Raw genomic sequence first — 18,005 nt, 5'->3', positions numbered from 1 at the left:
TGAAATTAGTGTGGTTTTAGCCGTACCACAATAACTTCACTCATAGTCAGGAATTTACGGCTCCCGGTAGATACTCCCTGCCATATTCAGGGTATATACGAGTAAATTTAAAATCATTCAATTTTTCTTTCTTTCAAATTCATTGTTTACATTATTTTATTCAATTTTTATGCTTTTGTCAATTAATTTATGACGAAATTTTTAGAATATGCCATACCAAAGGAGTATTTTGTCTCCGAAAATTACGGTAAAGACTGCTGCCAGGGCAATAAAAGGCCCAAAGGGAATATAGTCTTTTCTGTTTTTTTTCTTTAAAGCTATAAGTATTAAGCTAATCACTGAGCCGAAGATAAAAGAGAAAAACAACATAACTATGGTTAGTTTTAAGCCTAGGAATAATCCGCTATAAAGACATATCTCTGCATCTCCCCAGCCCATTCCTTTGGTAAGGACTATTATTAGGGCTATGACTCCCCCACCTAGTAACCCTCCGTATATATACTGTTTGAAATCGCTATATAAATATCCGCTGGCTGCTATAAATGATAGAGCAAGTACAACTCCTACAATGGTTGTACTAAAATACACATCTGTAGTATCTAAATCAATAATTCCAACTACAATGAGAATGGTTATGAAAGCTATATATTTTAATGTTGTTAAGGTTAGTTCATATTTTATATATATTACAAGATACAATACTCCTGTTATAAATTCAATTACTGGATACCTTATAGATATCTTTTCTCCACAATGCCTACACTTGCCTTTTAATAGTAATAAGTAACTAAATATAGGAACTAGATCGTACCATTTTATTTCACTATCACAGTTGGTACAGTGAGATGGTGGATATGCTATAGATTGTCCTTTTGGTATCCTGTAAATACAAACGTTGAGGAAGCTTCCTATTATGAAGCCGAATATTGTTATAAATATACTAATTAATATATCCATTTTTTCCTCCAAATTGTTTACTAGATTAATATCTTAAAAAAATTGCTACACTAATTTAAATTACGCAACACAAAGCGTAAAACAGAAGCTTATCTTGCCCCTGTTTTGTCTTTAGCTTATTGTATCTATTTTTTCTTAAACATATCTGCTATGCTTTCAAAACCTGTATTTTTATCATAGAAATCATAAGCTTTACTTACGTCAAAATCCTTTCCGTCTCCCTGTATATATTGATAAAATATAATCTCTGCTAATATTACATCACTATTTATTATACTAGTTGCATTTTCATTATCATCTATTAAATTAGTGTTAGTATTGTCATTACTAGTTGTACCTTCTTTTTTATCCGTTACAAAACTACCTTTTGGAGTATCATTTGTATATATACCATTGTCAACTATTCCATCTACAACTAGCTTTCCGTTTAAACTTACCTTTGAAAAAGCTCCATCAAATTTTTTAGTTAACTTAACTGGATTGGAACTTACTGTAGTTTTATTACTGTTATATGATGTTTTAGTTTTGTTAGAACTATTATTATCTATACCTTCTTGTTCCTTTGCATCCTTATCCTTAGCTTCACTAGTTAAAATCTTAATACTTTTTATATTTAACTGCCGTTTTGTAATCCCCTGCAAATTTCTTATATACTGTTCGATATCATTCCTATTTCCACTTACCTTCAAGTCAATAGTCAGTTTCTGAAAGTTATTCTGTTTATCTTCTCTTTTATCCCCTTGGTCTTTTTTATCTTCTGCTGTTTTTTCCTGATCATCTTTCTCCCCTAAATCAAAATCCAACTCTTGTCCTTTTATATTATATTGTGCACATGATGTGTAAAAATCGTAAACCAGTTGAGGAGTATCAATTTGCTTAGGGGCCATACTGTCCAGAGTTTCCGAATTGCTTTTCAACTTTTCATTATCAGAAATAAGCTTTTCTAATTTCTTCTCACTTTCTTCAATTTTATTTATTTTATCCAGCACCTGGAAATAGGTGCTTTTTTGCTGATTTACTTGGTTAATCTTATTAGAAAAATATAGGTTATACACCGCATAGTTCACTGATAAAAATATGATAATTATAAGAGCAAGAAGTAAATTCTTTTGTTTGTTCATAAATACACATCCTTACAACGGTTTTACAATCTTTAGCGTAAACTTAACTTCCTTCTCACTATCGTCTAGTTTTATAGAATCTATTTCAATATGTTCAAATATATTCATTTTGTTTATTGCAATAACTAATTTCGCCTTGTCCAACGGACTATTTATATTTAATGACAAATCTATTTTGTCCCTATCAAAAAAAACTTCATTTACTGACACATCATTAGGTAGTCCATTTTTTAATGCCTCCAAATAAGAAATATAGTTAAAATTATCCTCTTCAATAATATTAAAATACTTTTCTTTATCTTGATACTTTTTATTCTGATCGCTTACTACCTTTATGTTTTTTTCTAAATCTTCTACTTGCTTTATCTTTTCACTGAACTTTCTTGTATCATATCTCATCATAGAAAATTTAAAATAACCAAAAGCAATTATCCATAGAAGAATTGATAAACCGGTAAAAACAAGAAGGATATTTCCTAAACCCAGTTTTTCAGAGTCTTTCTTATTTTCTGAGATTGCCTTAGTAAAATTAATAGATTTCTTATAATCATTCTTTTCTTTAATACTGCACCCAACTATATCACAATACATATTTATATCAATATTATTCACCGTTCTAATCTTTAAGTCGTTATCAGAGATTCCACATACTATTTCAATATCAAACTGGGACTCTAAACTTTTGTAGAGTTCCTTTTCCTGCCACTTTTCACCTATAAGATATATCTGATTAACTCTATTACCAAAGTGTCGTGTAGAGTAGAAATTTAAAAAATACCCTATATTGTCAACTAACTGATTATATCTCTCCTCTATATCTCCATAACTATCGCTCTGAAGAGTGGAATACAGAAATATATTCCCATTATCTAATATAGTAATAATATTTTTATTCTCATTTAAGTCTAAAACAGCAACACTTTGCTCTTTCAAGTATTGAAACATACTAGCAATGCTATCGGGATAAATAGTTATTTTCTCACAATCTAAATCGCAGGATTCAACGAATGAATATATATCATTTAGCTTAGTCCTTGGAAAAGCACATAAAACTACATTTAACTTTTTGTTCTTCCTTCCCTTAGAACTTATAACCTTATAATCAAAATAATAATCATTTAGGTTAACAGTAAAATACTCAGATAAGTTATTACTTATAAATTTTTTTAAGTCCTTCTTTCCAATAAAGGGAGTTTCTATAAGTCTTGTAATTATACCTTCGAGAGAAATAACAGCCTTTGCTTTCTTACTTTTTACTTTTCTTGCACTCAAAAGTTTTTCAATTTGATTTATATTTTCTTCACTGTTATAAAGTAAATTACCACCTTCATAAACAGGTATAAATGTATCTACACTCTTTACGGTAATTTTTTTAAAGTTTTTTGATACCACTGCAACTTGAAAGTTATCCTCATTAAATCTAAAAATCAATTCCTCTGAAGTAAACAACTTTATTAACCTCCCAACAACACTAAAAACTATTTTATAGTGTTGGACATCTGAAGTATAGGAAGGGCCATCCCTATTACAACGAAACCTACGATAAGCCCTATAATTAAGGTAAAGGCTGGTTCTACTAGAGCCATCACTTTGCTAATTCCTTGCTCAACTCTTTTATCATAAATTAAAGTTAATCTGTTTAACATTTCTTCAAGCTTTCCTGTTTCTTCTCCTATTCTTAACATTTCAAGTGCCAGAGGATCTAACATTTTTTCTTTTTCCAGTGAATCAGCAATTCTAGCTCCAGTTACTATTTCACTTCTTGCAGCTGCTATTCTTTTCGCTATATTCATATTTCCAATAACTAATTCCATGCTTTCAAAGGCTGTTAAAATAGGAACTGCTGACCTTAAAAAGATAGCCATGCTTCTACTAAATCTATTAGTTATTATGTCACTATTTAATTTCCCAATCACTGGCAGCCTTAAAAGCATAGTATCTAATAAGTATTTTACTTTACCGACTTTCTTAATATATCTTGCTAATATTACTAATAACACTATTAATAATATTACCTGCGCAAAATTGTTATTTATAATATTCATAAACATCAATAATACTTTAGTTATAGCTGGAAGATTCTCATTGTCGGTGTATATGTCTCCAAGCTTTCCAAAGATGAAGTAATTAAAAAATAATAACATTGCAATTGAAACAAACAGCATAATAGACGGATATATTGATGCATTTTTCACTTTGCTTCTTAAATAAGCTTCTCTTTCATAATATTCTTCCATATTAAATAGCACTTCATCTACATTACCACTTAATTCTCCTGATTTAACCATGTCCGTCAAAAGCTTCGGAAAATAGCCAGTGGCTTCTATAGATGTTCCCAAGGTCTCTCCACTTCTTATATACTTAATGATGCTGTCTATTTCTTCTTTGAAGTTTTTATTTTGCATCTTAATTATTTCAAGACCGTTTATTATATTTAAACCTGCATTTATTATAGTTGCCATTTGACCACAAAACGCAGCGACTTCTTCATTCTTCATTTTTCTTTTGAAAACTCTTAAATTTTTAAGCTCAGTTTTTTTTCTTATGTCAATTATTGATAACCCTTTAACCTTGATTTTTTCCCTTGCAAGCTCTATTTCTTCTTCCTCAATTTCTCCTGTCACTATATTCAAGCTAGAATCATAGGCCTTATATATAAATTTCTGCATATCAATCTACCCTCTAATATCCATAAGTTACTCTAAGCATTTCTTCTGTAGTAGTTATTCCTCCAATAACCTTAGACACACATGCCTCTCTTAGAAGCCTTGTACCATTTTCCTTTAACTTACTCTCAATTATACTCTCTGGCTGCTTATTATCTATTAACAACCTTATCTCTCTATCGATTTCTACTATTTCAAAAATTCCTGTTCTTCCTTTATAACCAGTATTGTTACACAGACTACACCCTGTCCCTCTTTTTAGTAATATCTGATTACTTAGACCTAAAATTTTCATTTCTCTTTCATCACTGACGTATTCTTCTATACAATTAGGGCATATTTTTCTAATAAGTCTTTGTGCTACTATTCCAATTACTGTAGAAGACAACAAAAATGGTGCCATCCCCATATCCTCTAATCTAGTTATAGTACCTATTGCATTATTAGTATGAATAGTGGAAAGAACTAAGTGACCTGTAAGTGCTGCCCTTATAGATATTTCAGCAGTTTCCTCATCTCTTATCTCACCTACTAGAATTATATCCGGGTCTTGTCTTAGTATACTTCTTAATCCTGCTGCAAAATCAAAGCCTATTTTATTATTCACCTGCATTTGATTAATTCCCTTAAAATAATATTCTACAGGATCCTCTATTGTAATGATATTTTTGGAAACATCATTAAGAATACTTAGCATGGAATATAGACTTGTGGTTTTACCACTTCCTGTAGGTCCAGATACTAATATTATTCCATAGGGCTTAGACATAATCCTCTTTAATTTTAATAAATCTTCTTTTTCTATACCAGCTTTCTCTAAAGAAAGAGAAAAATTAGTTTTATCTAGAAGCCTCATAACTACTTTTTCGCCAAACATAGTTGGTGCAAGAGAAATTCTTAAATCAATATTCTTCTGCTTCGCTCTAAAATTAATTCTTCCATCCTGAGGTATTCTCTTTTCTGCAATATTTAGCCCTGCCATTATTTTAAGTCTACTGACTACAGGATCAAGCATACCTATATTAATCTTCATAATTTCCCTTAAAACGCCGTCAACCCTAAATCTTACTCTCATTTCAGTTTCATCTGGCTCTATATGAATATCTGAAGCATTATTAATGATTGCATTCTCCAATATAGTGTTTATAAATTTAATTATAGGCGCTGCTGCTTCATCCTCTACTTCTTCTTGGCTAACGGTATTCTTATATCCATAAACCTTTCCATAATCATTAGCTGCTTCCTGTGCCCTATTTTTCCCGTAATATCTTTCTATATTTTCAATTATACTCTTCCTTAAGGCTATAGCAACTCTTGTTACATATCCTGTAGCAACTCTTATATCTTCAATAGCAAAATAGTTTAGTGGGTCACTCATAACTACTAAAAGCTGTCCATTTATAATATCTACAGGAAGAATTTCATGCTTTCTTGCCATAGATTCTGGGATTATATCTATAATTTCTTGCTTTATTGTTATGTTATCTAGGTTTATTGATTGTATACTTAGCTGTCTTTTAACAGCTTCTACAATTTGTTCTTCTGTAACGAAGCCTTCATTAACTAGAAGTTCACCAAGTTTTTCTCCCTTTTGTTTTTGAATAATTAAGGCCTTGTTTAGCACATCCTCTGTTACCAGCCCTGAGTCTATTAGAATTTCTCCTAACCTTTTTCTAACCTTAGCCATAATATACTCCTTTCTTCTAGCATCTTAATTTGCTCCAATTTTCTACGGACTATTTTTATCTATAATATATGGTGAGCTGAAAGATGAACGGCTTACTTTTATGCCATTAATTATACCTTCATTTATCAGCCATGGATTTCCCGACAATTTAATTTCTCCTTTATTATTTTTACTGTTTCCACCACCACTCACATCAAAATTTGATTTACTACAATCTAACGCTCCACCTGCTGTAAAATCTATATTTCCCCCTCCACTTATAGATATATTAGCCTCTTTTATTGCCAAGGCTCCTTTTCCATCTATTGATATCTCGCCGCCACCATCAATTTGAATCTTGGATTGTTGAGCCGAAATCGATCCATTTGCCTTTAAAAAAATCCCTCCATTTCCATAACAATCTAAAGTAACTCCGTTACAATTAATCTCGCTCTTTGTCTGTAATAATATTGATTTATTAGTAGTCAGTGTAACTCCTTTTTTCACAAAAATTCCTCCTTCTACTATAAATCTTATATCCTTACCATAAGTTCTAGATAGATCCTTTCCAATTACAAGTTCCCAGGACGTATTTGTATACTTTTTATCCTCATTCGAATCATATGGTGAAGCCACCTTATAATCATCCCCATTAAATCTCCTATCACCATTTGTATCAATAAATATCTCGCTTTCTGTACCTTCACCCGGTATTTCCGGATCTGGTATTTCTGGCTTAGTAATAACTACATCTTTTATAGTGCTGACTATAAACTTATTTTTTTTATCAGTATTAAACTTATCTTTTAACGCTACTGTCACTTCATAAAATTTATTAGACTCGTTAAGATATATAATAAATCCTTCTTCTGATACATTTTCTATCAAAACCATTTTTCCATCTTTATTAGAATGACGCTCTATTCTATATAAGTTATCATCATTTATTTTTCCGGTGTTGATTTTATAATACTTTATATCGCCAATTTCATAAATAGGTGCTTTCCCCTTTTTAGCATCATCGCTGAGACTATTATCAATAAAACTACTTGAAGACTGAAGATCCCTACTTAACCATGTATTTACCACTCTAATATCTTCATTATTCTTGATATTGCTATTTTGTTTACTAAAGAATGTGTTAGATGAATTAATAACATCGTAGGTTATAGCAACAATCACTCCCAGTATGGCTACAGATATCATTAATTCCACTAAAGTAAACCCTTTTTTATACCTTCTCATTTATCCTCCTGCCAACTTTCAATTTTTCCTGTTTCTATATTAATAATAGCTTTTAATCCATATTGGGTTCCTTTTGTGGTAGTTCCTGTAGATTTGATAACTCCCCTTTTTTTCTGTGATGTATTGTCTAGCTGATAACTAAAACTATACTTTCCTATATCATTTATGCTTAACAAGTTACTGCTTACTTCTCTACTATCAAAATAACTTATTTCCTCGTATTTGTCTTCTTTGTTCATATCACTAATTTTTTTATTATATAAATATACAGCATGCTCTATTCCCGCTTCTGCAAGATACTTGGCAGATTGCCTTTCTTCTGATGCCCTTCTAGTTCTAATTTCATTATTCATTGAAGTCAATAGTATTCCACTTAGTGATATCAAAATTAGCCCTGCCAGCATTGCTATAAAAAGAGCACTTCCTTTTTTAATCTTATTTACGTTATACATAGGCATAATCCTCTATAACTATTAATTTTTTATTTTCCAAGGTATAAAGTTGTACCTAGTTTTAGTGAATTGTTATCTTGAGGCTTAACTTCAATCTTTATATCTATAAGGTCCTCTGCCTTTTCACTTAAAGTCAGCTTCAAATCATAATTTATTCCTTCTGAGACTTCTCCAGCATACTTTTCATCTATTTTCTTTAAGTTTTTATGGAATACTCCTGTTGAGTAAATATAATCTTCATCCTTGAGAAAGTCCTGTAAATCTGTTAAATCACTTAATGTATTTTTGTTTGCTTTGATTTTCTCTAATTCATTCTGTGCTATTATCAGGGAGTTCAGTTTTTGTTCACTGGTGTTAGATGATTTTATGCCCACATAGGATACATTGGAAAAGATAAGTACAGTGATGCTGATTAAGAGCATAGCTATTATGACTTCTATTAATGTAAATCCTTTTTTCCTGTTCTTAATCATATAACTATGCCCCCTTTTCTATAAAAGTAACTATATAATCATTTTAACGTAAATGACCACATAGTTACTTTATGATATAAGTAAATTGCATTAATCATGCCCTTCCGCCATATTTGAGCCAGCACCTGTACCCCTCTTAACATTTTCAGCATTCTCTACGATAGTCCAAGTAACCCAGCTAGTATTTGATCCCTGCCATTGGATTTTACCCTTTGATGCCCCATCAGTGTTGTCTATTGTTTTATCAAGCATGTCAGCTATTCCTTTAGAATTACTCACTCCATTTAATGATATTTCTAGCACTAAATTATTATTATTGCTACCTATTTTTCTATAATCCAACTGGTAATTAAATTCGCTTTCTTCTCCTCCTGAATTAAATGGGTTTTTAGGCCATCGCTCTAGATAAGGTCCATTCCAACCGTTAACTCCTGTTATACCACTTTCACTCGGTGCTTTTAAGTAAGTTTCCTTATTTGTTTGTCCAGTACCAATTATGCGCGGCCATTGTCCTGTATCTCCATAGTAGTGCAAGGTTGCTGCCTCTACTGCTTTACAGTCTCCAACTAATCTGCTAACTTTGCTCTTTTCAATTGCCTTAAAAGCATTTGGTGCTACAACTGCTGCTAGTATTGCTATTATTGCAATTACTACTAGTAACTCCACTAAGGTAAATCCTTTTTTATGTTTGAATCTCATTAACATAATTCCCTCCAATTTAAACTGTTCTTATTCTTATATTCAAAAATTAGTGCATTTAAATTAATGCACTAATTTTTAACAAATATATTGTTAAGTACTTTAATCCTAAAGCTTTTCCTGTATTTTCTGTTTGGTAACTACATTATTACACTTTAAGATTTAAAACCCGTAATCACTGCCCTTTATTAAAAGCAATAATGCCTCACCATTTTTCTTATACATTTTAATTTTCATAGTTCCTCTCTTAACTCTTGCACTTACTTGGAATCTAAAATTTATTCTTAATTTTATTGTTCAGAAATAACTAAATAAACCGTAGTTGATGATGATCTTACAATACCTGAATCAGCATCCGATGTTCCTCCATCTAGATCAGTTTCTAACTTTTCTATAGCTTTACTGTTTACATCTTCTAATTTTAGTGCTTTTGTGCTGGCAGTTAATCCAAATCCAGTTGCATCCACACCTTCAACGAATTCATAATCTCCGCCCCATGGATTTTTACTCTTCCACTTCTCCATATAAGGACCATTCCAACCTTCTTTGGAGTCATCTTTTACGAATCCATCTTCATCAGCCTCATCACCTGGCCACTTACCAGTATCTGAATAATAGCTCAATGCCGCTGTCTTAACCGCCTTAAAGTCTGACTCCGCTGCCGATACCTTACTCTTTTCAATTGCTTTAAAGGCATTTGGTGCTACCACTGCTGCTAGTATTGCTATTATTGCTATAACTACTAACAATTCTACTAATGTAAAACCTTTTTTTACAGCTTGTTTAATTTTCAATAAAACCCCTTCCTTTCAAAAAAACTATTTATGTAATAAAGATTTTACTACTAAAATCTCTATTTTCTAGTTAACCTCTTGGTAAAATAATTATGGTCAAATATCTTTTATCCATTAGTTATTACTCATTGAAAATTTTACACTATGTTGACATATACAAAATCATAGATGTTAGATATGAATCAAGTTCGCCTTGTTGTGAATTAGTATCAATTCTTAAAGGTAGATTATTACATGTATTGTATTATTATATTCGCAACAACTACTAAAGAAGGCATGTCTATAAAAATAATTACAAAAATCACTATATTTAGGTTAAAATAAACCCCTATATCCATAAACACATTTACGAATATAGGGGTGGTTGCATCACTAACTCCATACATCCAAGATGCCCAAATAAAGCATGTACTTCACAGTTTCCCTTAACTATTTATTTTATTGATTTAATTTTATCACCTCACCTAAATTTATTCAATATAAATTTACCAACATTGTAATATATATCCACAACCATCGCCCTAGTTACAATAAAAAAACGCCACATGCATAAGCACATGACGTTTTAATTATAATCTTAGTACATTCCGCCCATATCCATTCCTGGAGCACCTGGCATTGGTGCAGCATTCTTTTCTGGGATATCAACTACTGCAGCTTCAGTAGTTAAGAATGTTGCAGCTACTGATGCAGCATTTTGAAGTGCTGATCTTGTAACCTTAGTTGGGTCAACGATACCAACCTTTAACATGTTTACATACTTATCATGTAAAGCATCGTATCCCATTCCAACTTCGCTGTTTCTAACTTTATCAATTATTACTGAACCTTCAACACCAGCATTTGTAGCTATCTGTCTTACTGGTTCTTCTAGAGCTTTTCTGATTATGTCTATACCAACTTTGATATCTATAACATCAGAAGTTAACTCAGCAACCTGTGGGATTGCGTTAACGTAAGCTGTTCCACCACCTGCAACTATTCCTTCTTCAACAGCTGCTTTTGTAGCTGCTAGAGCATCTTCTATTCTTAACTTTCTTTCTTTTAATTCAGTTTCAGTTGCAGCACCAACTTTAATTACAGCTACTCCACCTGCTAATTTAGCAAGTCTTTCTTGTAATTTTTCTCTATCAAATTCTGAAGTAGTTTCTTCTATTTGTCTCTTTATTTGAGCTACTCTGTTATGGATTTCGTTCTTGTCGCCTCTTCCATTTACAATTACAGTATTCTCTTTTGAAACTTTAACAGATTCAGCTCTTCCAAGCATTTCTAGAGTAGTTTCTTTTAATTCTCTTCCTAATTCTTCTGAAATTACTTCTCCGCCAGTAAGTATAGCTATGTCTTGAAGCATATCTTTTCTTCTGTCACCGAAGCCTGGAGCTTTTACTGCTACACAAGTAAATGTTCCTCTTAATTTGTTAAGAACTAAAGTAGGTAATGCTTCTCCTTCTACATCTTCAGCAATTATTAATAACTTTCTTCCTTGTTGAACAATCTGCTCAAGTACTGGTAATATATCTTGGATATTTGATATCTTCTTGTCTGTAATTAAGATATACGCATCATCTAATACAGCTTCCATTTTTTCTGTATCAGTTACCATGTATGGACTTACATATCCTCTATCGAACTGCATACCTTCAACTACATCTAATTCAGTTCCCATAGACTTTGATTCTTCAACAGTGATAACACCTTCGTTACCTACCTTTTCCATAGCGTCTGCTATAAGTTTACCAATTTCCTCATCAGCAGCGGATATAGCAGCAACTCTTGCTATGTCTTCTTTTCCTTCAACAGGTCTTGAATTTTTCTTTATTTCTTCTACTGCTTTATCTACAGCCATTCTTATACCTTGTCTTATAAGCATTGGGTTAGTACCAGCTGTAACATTCTTTAAGCCTTCTCTTATAATTGCTTGAGCAAGTAATGTAGCTGTAGTTGTTCCATCTCCTGCTACATCATTTGTTTTAGTAGCAACTTCTTTAACTAATTGTGCTCCCATATTTTCATATGGATCTTCTAATTCTATTTCTCTTGCTATAGTAACACCATCATTTGTTATAAGTGGTGAACCAAATTTCTTATCTAATACAACATTTCTTCCCTTTGGTCCTAATGTAACTTTTACAGTATTAGCTAGTTTATCTACACCAGCTTGCATTGATCTTCTAGCTTCTTCGCTAAATAAAATACTTTTTGCCATAAAAGAGACCCTCCTCGCGATTATATAATCTATTCAATCCTTAAATTCTTAAATGTTTTAAAACTATTCAACTATTGCTAGTATATCATCTTGTCTTAAGATAGTGTATTCTTCACCATCCATCTTTACTTCTGTTCCAGCATACTTGGAGAATAATACTTTATCTCCAACCTTTACTTCCATTTTAATTTCTTTTCCGTCTACTACTCCTCCTGGTCCTACTGCCATAACCTCAGCCTCTTGTGGCTTTTCCTTTGCTGTTCCAGGTAACACTATTCCGCTTTTTGTTGTTTCCTCAGCTTCGATTCTTTTAATAACGACTCTGTCTCCAAGTGGTCTAATTCTCATAGTTAAACCCCTCCTTAAAATTACTTGATAATTTTATTTAAATTCATTTATTAACAATTAGTTGTTAGCACTCACTCCTATCGAGTGCTAATACAATTATTATAATAATGAATTGTATTTACATTTTCAAATGCTAATTTCATAGCTAATAATTTGTTTTAAGTGAATTAGGGCAATTTACCACACTTTAGATATTTTTTTCTCCTTATTTCTAAGAATTACATTAATATACTATTTATTTAGAATTTTTTTACACAAAATCATACTTTTATATTATTATCTAATAATATGAATATAATACAAGTACAGTAAAACTTTTTTAACTTAGGAATAATTTTTAAAAGGAAGAGATTAAAGGATATGAAAACTATTGCTAGATTATTACTAACATTTTCGCTATTATTATTTATTACCGCTTCTTCTGTAAAAATAGCTTTAAACTTCAAGGCTCTTTATTATTGGGATGTAGAGCATCTAAATATAAAAAGTTATACAACCTTAAGCAAAGAAGAAATAAAGTCTACATATGATTACCTTATAAACTTCATAAATACAGATAAAACTGATGAGTTTAGGATTCCTTTACTTCCATCCTCCAAAGAAGCAGCTATTCACTTTCAGGAGGTGAAAAGTTTATTTATAAAATTGAACTATATTTTATTTTCTTCTGCAATAGTATCTGCTGCAGGAATTTACTATATGAAAAAGTATAGAGACTTTTCACCTTTAAAATGGTGTTCAATTATGATTTGGTTAAGTTTTATTGTTTTATCTGGAACCTTCTATATAAACTTTGATAAGTCTTTTAACTTTTTTCACAAAGTGCTTTTTAATAACGACTACTGGCTTTTTAGTCCTAAAACTGACCCGGTTATCAATATTCTTCCTCAAGAGTTCTTCCTTCATTGTGCTATTTTAATTTTACTATTAATAGTCTTATGGAGTGCATTTTTACTAATAATATTTAGGAAATTAAATAAAGATAAAAGAGTATCGATATAAAAATAGTATATCGATATTCTCTTATCTGTAATTAGCTGTAGCATTAAATAAAACCTTTAAGCACTTACTAACATCGATTTTTAAAATGTTACTATTTGTATTTTTACTCTTCTCCCCTTGATTTTGTTCTAACCATTCCAGATATTATCTTTTCCCCTTTAAACAATCCTACAATAAATAGAACCACTGCCACAATGGCTATCACTATTAATACTACCTTATTTTCTGCACTAAACTTTGCACCAAAATATGCAGACATAAATATTCCCGGGACTCTTCCTAAAGTAGAGTAAATAATGAAATTTTTAAAAGTTATGTTGGATATTCCACACATATAAGCCAAAACGTCCTTAGGTATACCTGGGATTAGGTATAATAAAAATACTATATAATTTACACTCCCCATCCTTAGTGCCTTTTCAAAAAATTTAAAGTCCTTTGCAGATATGATTTTATTTATTAAAGGCTTTCCATAAAATCTAGAAATGCTGTATACAACCATACTTCCTGTAGTTATTCCTAAAAGTGACAGGATACTACCCCAAAGTGTCCCATATATATATCCTCCTGCAATTTGTACAACTTCTCCTGGTATAAAAAAAGCAATTACCTGAATAATTTGCAGAATATAAAAAGCCAATATACTATATTGTCCATAAGACGTAATTGTCTTTTTAATTCTATCGGGATTCTTAAGTATATAAAAATATCTGTGATAATATTCATAGGCTATAAAAAGCAAAATTGCAAATATAATACCAAGGACTATATGGGACTTGTATTCATGCAGCTTATCCTTAACCCTTTCCCAAAACTTTTTATCCATCTTTTCACCTTAATTCTCTGTTTACTCTATAATAGTATTTTTCAACAAAAATCTTACTTTTATAGTATCAACTAGATTATTTAAAGTAAACATATAAAATAAAAAATCAGTTTTGAGATTATAATTTAATCTCAAAACTGATTCTATTAATTATCTTTCTAAATTTACACCTTCAAATTTTTCCAAATTTTCATTTGAAAGTACAGATTTTTTAGGAGATTGTCCACTAAATTTGTTAAGCTGTGGTTTAGATTTCATTATAGAAACGATAGTAGCTGGTCCACCTATACATCCACCTTCACACATCATACCTTCTATAAAATTACCTTGAAGTCTTCCTGCCTTAGCCATTGTCATAGTTCTCTTTATTTCGTCCATTCCACTTACCTTAACAGGTTTAAACTCTACTTCAACATTCTTTTCTTTAACATAGTTCTCTATAGCTGCTGTAAGTCCTCCACCTTGAGCAAAACCTCTTCCAAATACAGAAGCATCATCAATAGCTATATCTTCACAAGCTTCAGGATCTATTTCGAAAGCTGCCATAATAGCTGCTATTTCTTCAAAAGTTAAAACATAATCTACTGCATCTTGTATTGTAGGTCTTAAAATTTCACTTTTCTTAGCTGTACATGGACCTACAAACACTACTAAGGCATCCTGATCATACTTTTTAATCATTCTTCCTGCTGCAATCATTGGAGATACTGTTCCTGAAATTCTTTCCGCTTGATCTGGGAATTTCTTCTCAATATAATTCATAAATCCAGGACAGCAAGAGTTAGCCATGTATTTGTCTCCCTCTTCTATTCTTTCAACAAATTCATTACTCTCATGAACTGTTACCGCATCAGCTCCACAAGCTGCCTCAACCATATCTTCAAAACCTAGTTTCTTAAAGGCATCTTTAACCTGTCCAACTGTTACCTTTGGTCCAAACTGTCCAGTTATTGCTGGTGCTACTACTGCATATATTTTCTTGCTATTTACTAGCTCTCTAGTAACTTCTGTAATATAACTTCTGTCAGATATTGCGCCAAACGGACATCCTGCCATACATGCTCCACAGTTTATACAATCCTCATTATTTATTACTGCTATCTTACTATCAGAGTTAATTTCTAGCGCGCCAGTAGGACAAGATCTCTTACAAGGTCTCATTACCTCTGCAATAGCATTATAAGGACATGCCTTTTTACACATTCCACACTCTTTACATAATTCTTGATTTATATAAGCTCTTCCTGCTACTCTAGCTACTGCCTGTGCTGGACATACTTCCATACACTTATGTTCAATACATCCTCTACAAGCCTCAGTTACAGTATACTTATCTATAGGACACTTATCACAAGCTGCTTCTAATATAAATACCATTTGATTTTTATCGTCAATTTCTGCTAATTTTGAGTTTATACCATTATTTGGGGAATATCCTGATGCTAAAACTGCTCTCTCATATACAATTGCTCTTTCCTTATAAACACAGCATCTATATTGTGCCTTATCCCCTTCAATTATGTTGTAAGGGATTTTTTCAAGTTCTTCCTTGTTAAGTCTATTTTCCTTAGTCATAGTAGCTACTTCTTTTAGAACTAAGTGTTTAAGTTTTTTTAACTGGGTTTCAAACGTTATCATTTTATTTCTCCTTTCTGTTATAAAGCATCTATTAATTTATAGTAAAAGCCACTAAATATTAAATTTACATCATATATTAATATAAAATATCTGCAACTATTCGATCTTTTTCTTAATAATATTATTACAGGCGTAAAAATTTAGAACTATACTAATTTTTATAATACAGTTCTAATTTTTTTCTAATATTCCTTACCGATATATTATAACAGATTATTATTTTAAATGTAACAGAATTTTATTGGTAAAATAAATCAACAAAATTCTGTAAAATCAGACAATCTTTACTCTACATTTATGTTGTTTTCTCTTGCATAGTAGAATAAATATTGCTGAGCAAACCCAGATAACTGTCCAAACTTATTTACTCCAAAATCCCTTATCTTTTTTAAGGAGACATCTGGTGCTAAATAAAAATGCTGCATAGCTCTTTTTACCCATACATCTACAGGAAAAGCTGAGTACTTTTGCATTGAAAATAGCATTATACAGTCTGCTACTTTAGGTCCTATTCCCATAAATTTCTGAAGTTCCTTATGACAGCTGTCATCCTCCTGAGATTTAATCCAGTCTATATCGTAGGTTTTATCATAGTTATCTTCTAAAGCTGTCTTATTCATGTAAATCTTATCCACAGTGTCCTTTATATACTTAGCTCTAAATCCAGTTCCACAGTCTTCAAGCTCCTCTTTAGGTGCTGTGCTCAGCTTTTCTATAGTTGGGAATGCATAATATTTTTTTCCCTTATATTCTAGTTCTTCTCCCCACTTAGCACTTATTTTCTCAATAGCTCTTCTTATCATAGGTATCCTGTTGTTAGCTGATATTATAAAGGATACAATAAGCTCAAAGGGATCTTGCTTTAGAAGCCTTATACCATATCCAAATTCCACAGCCTTCTCTAGAAGTGGATCTTTGCTTAATAGCTCTTTTATTTCACTATAATCCCTCTGTAAATGAAAATAATCTTCCCATATATTTTTGAAATCTTCCATATTTGTATTGTATAGCACTACATCCTCTTCTCTTTTTTCTACTTCAACTACCTTCCCAAAGGCTACACCTATATAGTTATCATTTTCCTGCTTGTGCCACCTGAAACACTGACCACAGTCAAATATATGCTCTAGCTGAAAATTTTTCACTTCTTTTATTATTACTCCATTTTCAAATTCTTCTACAGATCTATAATCCATTTCAATCAGCTCCTTTTATGGGAGATTACCTTTCTAGTTTAAAGTTTCTACAACGCTTTTATTCTATTGGTTATCCTTCTCCCTTATAATAATTTCCTCTAAAACTTCCGCTGCAGTATAGACAATTTCACTACACCTAACATCATCATTTCTATACATTTCTTTTAATGACTTACAGTTATTACTTTTTAGTTTTTCTTCAAAGCTCTTAAAGAATTCTTGGGAAAGTAATTTTATCCTATCACTCTCGTGAGCTTTTTCCTTTGTAAAGATAATTCCTAAAATAGCTAATGAACCAGACACTACGCCACAAGTGCCTTCAATTCCCATACCACCACCAAAGGCAGACACTGTCTTTAAAGTGTTCTTATCCAAATTCAAGTTATATTCCTCATTAGCAGCATAAACTATAGTTTCAGCACAATTTAAGTCATATTCCTCACTATAATACTTTTTAACCTTATCTAATAACATACTATTCACCCCTTATTATGTTATATTTTTATTAATTATACACTATTACATTAATTTAAAAAAGGCTACATTAAGTTTACCTTAATGCAGCCTAATTATTATACAATTATTATTTACTTAAGAACTCGTCAATAGCCTTAGCAGCTTTCTTTCCAGCTCCCATAGCTAATATTACTGTAGCAGCTCCAGTTACAGCATCTCCACCAGCATATACTGCTTCTCTTGATGTTAAACCAGTTTCT

Annotated in this window: 17 protein-coding genes and 2 riboswitches; of the genes, 1 reads left to right on the top strand and 16 read right to left on the bottom strand. The window is 31.5% G+C overall.

Annotated features, from left to right (window positions below):
• Nucleotides 1-23 precede the first annotated feature (23 nt).
• Nucleotides 24-121: riboswitch (purine riboswitch) on the bottom strand.
• 80 nt (nucleotides 122-201) lie between these two features.
• The 12 genes from P8V03_RS16470 to groES form a co-directional block, all read right to left on the bottom strand.
• Nucleotides 202-957 (bottom strand): prepilin peptidase, encoded by a 756-nt coding sequence (locus tag P8V03_RS16470; protein ID WP_318799017.1) that lies wholly within the window; start codon nucleotides 955-957, stop codon nucleotides 202-204.
• 125 nt (nucleotides 958-1,082) lie between these two features.
• Nucleotides 1,083-2,078, bottom strand: a complete 996-nt coding sequence (locus tag P8V03_RS16465; RefSeq protein WP_318799016.1) for a hypothetical protein — start codon at nucleotides 2,076-2,078, stop codon at nucleotides 1,083-1,085.
• Between the two features lie 12 nt (nucleotides 2,079-2,090).
• Nucleotides 2,091-3,527, bottom strand: a complete 1,437-nt coding sequence (locus P8V03_RS16460; RefSeq protein ID WP_318799015.1) for a hypothetical protein — start codon at nucleotides 3,525-3,527, stop codon at nucleotides 2,091-2,093.
• A gap of 29 nt (nucleotides 3,528-3,556) precedes the next feature.
• Nucleotides 3,557-4,747 carry a type II secretion system F family protein gene (locus P8V03_RS16455; RefSeq protein WP_318799014.1) on the bottom strand — a complete coding sequence of 397 codons (1,191 nt, stop codon included), beginning with the start codon at nucleotides 4,745-4,747 and terminating at the stop codon, nucleotides 3,557-3,559.
• A gap of 13 nt (nucleotides 4,748-4,760) precedes the next feature.
• On the bottom strand, nucleotides 4,761-6,431 hold the full coding sequence (locus P8V03_RS16450; RefSeq protein WP_318799013.1) for a GspE/PulE family protein: 1,671 nt from the start codon (nucleotides 6,429-6,431) through the stop codon (nucleotides 4,761-4,763).
• A 42-nt stretch (nucleotides 6,432-6,473) separates the two neighbouring features.
• The gene (locus P8V03_RS16445) at nucleotides 6,474-7,655 is read right to left on the bottom strand and encodes a prepilin-type N-terminal cleavage/methylation domain-containing protein (RefSeq protein WP_318799012.1); all 1,182 of its coding nucleotides are present in this window, start codon (nucleotides 7,653-7,655) and stop codon (nucleotides 6,474-6,476) included.
• Nucleotides 7,652-8,107, bottom strand: a complete 456-nt coding sequence (locus tag P8V03_RS16440; RefSeq protein WP_318799011.1) for a hypothetical protein — start codon at nucleotides 8,105-8,107, stop codon at nucleotides 7,652-7,654. The genes P8V03_RS16445 and P8V03_RS16440 overlap by 4 nt, the downstream gene beginning before the upstream one ends.
• Nucleotides 8,108-8,136: 29 nt before the next feature.
• On the bottom strand, nucleotides 8,137-8,580 hold the full coding sequence (locus P8V03_RS16435; RefSeq protein WP_318799010.1) for a type IV pilus modification PilV family protein: 444 nt from the start codon (nucleotides 8,578-8,580) through the stop codon (nucleotides 8,137-8,139).
• A 90-nt stretch (nucleotides 8,581-8,670) separates the two neighbouring features.
• The gene (locus P8V03_RS16430) at nucleotides 8,671-9,279 is read right to left on the bottom strand and encodes a prepilin-type N-terminal cleavage/methylation domain-containing protein (RefSeq protein ID WP_318799009.1); all 609 of its coding nucleotides are present in this window, start codon (nucleotides 9,277-9,279) and stop codon (nucleotides 8,671-8,673) included.
• A 290-nt stretch (nucleotides 9,280-9,569) separates the two neighbouring features.
• Nucleotides 9,570-10,073, bottom strand: coding sequence for a type II secretion system protein GspG (locus P8V03_RS16425; RefSeq protein WP_318799008.1), 504 nt, complete (start codon nucleotides 10,071-10,073; stop codon nucleotides 9,570-9,572).
• 349 nt (nucleotides 10,074-10,422) lie between these two features.
• Nucleotides 10,423-10,506, bottom strand: a riboswitch (cyclic di-GMP riboswitch).
• A gap of 144 nt (nucleotides 10,507-10,650) precedes the next feature.
• Nucleotides 10,651-12,279, bottom strand: a complete 1,629-nt coding sequence (gene groL, locus P8V03_RS16420) for a chaperonin GroEL (protein ID WP_318799007.1) — start codon at nucleotides 12,277-12,279, stop codon at nucleotides 10,651-10,653.
• A 63-nt stretch (nucleotides 12,280-12,342) separates the two neighbouring features.
• Nucleotides 12,343-12,627 carry a co-chaperone GroES gene (gene groES, locus P8V03_RS16415; protein ID WP_261671027.1) on the bottom strand — a complete coding sequence of 95 codons (285 nt, stop codon included), beginning with the start codon at nucleotides 12,625-12,627 and terminating at the stop codon, nucleotides 12,343-12,345.
• Between the two features lie 360 nt (nucleotides 12,628-12,987).
• Between groES and P8V03_RS16410 the strand changes: the two genes are divergently transcribed.
• On the top strand, nucleotides 12,988-13,629 hold the full coding sequence (locus tag P8V03_RS16410; RefSeq protein ID WP_318799006.1) for a TIGR01906 family membrane protein: 642 nt from the start codon (nucleotides 12,988-12,990) through the stop codon (nucleotides 13,627-13,629).
• Nucleotides 13,630-13,732: 103 nt separating this feature from the next.
• On the opposite strand, the gene P8V03_RS16405 is transcribed toward P8V03_RS16410, so the two are convergent.
• The 4 genes from P8V03_RS16405 to P8V03_RS16390 all read right to left on the bottom strand — a co-directional run bounded on the left by P8V03_RS16405 (nucleotide 13,733) and on the right by P8V03_RS16390 (nucleotide 17,763).
• Nucleotides 13,733-14,455 carry a TVP38/TMEM64 family protein gene (locus P8V03_RS16405; RefSeq protein ID WP_318799005.1) on the bottom strand — a complete coding sequence of 241 codons (723 nt, stop codon included), beginning with the start codon at nucleotides 14,453-14,455 and terminating at the stop codon, nucleotides 13,733-13,735.
• Between the two features lie 150 nt (nucleotides 14,456-14,605).
• Nucleotides 14,606-16,093 carry a 4Fe-4S dicluster domain-containing protein gene (locus P8V03_RS16400; protein ID WP_261671030.1) on the bottom strand — a complete coding sequence of 496 codons (1,488 nt, stop codon included), beginning with the start codon at nucleotides 16,091-16,093 and terminating at the stop codon, nucleotides 14,606-14,608.
• A gap of 284 nt (nucleotides 16,094-16,377) precedes the next feature.
• Nucleotides 16,378-17,289: a DNA-3-methyladenine glycosylase family protein gene (locus P8V03_RS16395; protein WP_318799004.1), complete on the bottom strand. Its 912-nt coding sequence runs from the start codon at nucleotides 17,287-17,289 to the stop codon at nucleotides 16,378-16,380.
• Between the two features lie 63 nt (nucleotides 17,290-17,352).
• A complete protein-coding gene (locus tag P8V03_RS16390; protein ID WP_318799003.1) occupies nucleotides 17,353-17,763 on the bottom strand; it encodes a C-GCAxxG-C-C family (seleno)protein in 411 nt (136 codons plus the stop codon).
• Nucleotides 17,764-18,005: the final 242 nt, after the last annotated feature.

The organism is Clostridium tanneri, from assembly GCF_033659955.1.
Taxonomy (GTDB): domain Bacteria; phylum Bacillota; class Clostridia; order Clostridiales; family Clostridiaceae; genus Clostridium_AM; species Clostridium_AM tanneri.
The sequence above is the reverse complement of the archived record's forward strand: the minus strand, read 5'-3'. Positions and strand labels throughout refer to the sequence as shown.